The 708-nt window shown below is 74.7% G+C and carries 1 pseudogene; it reads left to right on the top strand.

The window, feature by feature from the left end:
• Positions 1–476 (top strand): annotated as a pseudogene (locus K6I34_RS37725) (DNA primase); the annotation flags it as partial.
• Positions 477–708: the final 232 nt, after the last annotated feature.

Raw genomic sequence — 708 nt, forward strand, 5'->3', positions numbered from 1 at the left:
CCCTCAACCTGCGCAGCCCCGCCCAGCTCACCGAGCGCGAACTGCTCAAGCTCGCCCTCCAGCGGCCCGAGCTGGTCGCCCCCGCCTTCGACGCGTACGGCGAGGACGAGTTCACGGCGGAGCCGTACGTGGCGGTCCGGCGCGCCGTCGAGCAGGCGGGCGGCGTCACGTACGCCGCCGACGACTACCTCGCCCGCGTGCGGGACGCGGCGCCCGACGACACGGTCCGCGGCCTGGTCACGGAGCTGGCGGTCGAGGCGATCCGGGCGAAGAACGTCGACGAGGTCTATGCCGGGGTGCAGCTGGTGCAGGTGCGGCTGCGGGCTGTGGAGCGGCGGGTGAAGGAGGTCCAGGCGAGCCTGGTCCGCCTCGGCGCGGGCGCCGACCCGGACCACCTGGCCGCGGTCCAGAACGAGCTCTGGGTTCTGGAGCAGTACGGGCGCTCTCTGAAGGACCGGGGCGCCGCGGCGCTTTAGCGGACCCCGCTGCGCCTACGGGGGTGCGGCTTGCGCTCGGCGCGCGGCTGCGGGGCGGTGGCCTGTTGCGCCCACCGGGTTGCCACCCGGGCCCGGTGGGCGGCTGCCGGTCGCGTCGTGGCTGGTCGCGCAGTTCCCCGCGCCCCTGATGGGGGTGCTCTTGCGTCTTACCTTTCCGGTTGTGGGCATGCGTTCCGCTAGGGGCTGGGGGTCCCCCCGGACGGAGTCTGGG

The organism is Streptomyces sp. UNOC14_S4, assembly GCF_020740835.1.
GTDB lineage: Bacteria > Actinomycetota > Actinomycetes > Streptomycetales > Streptomycetaceae > Streptomyces.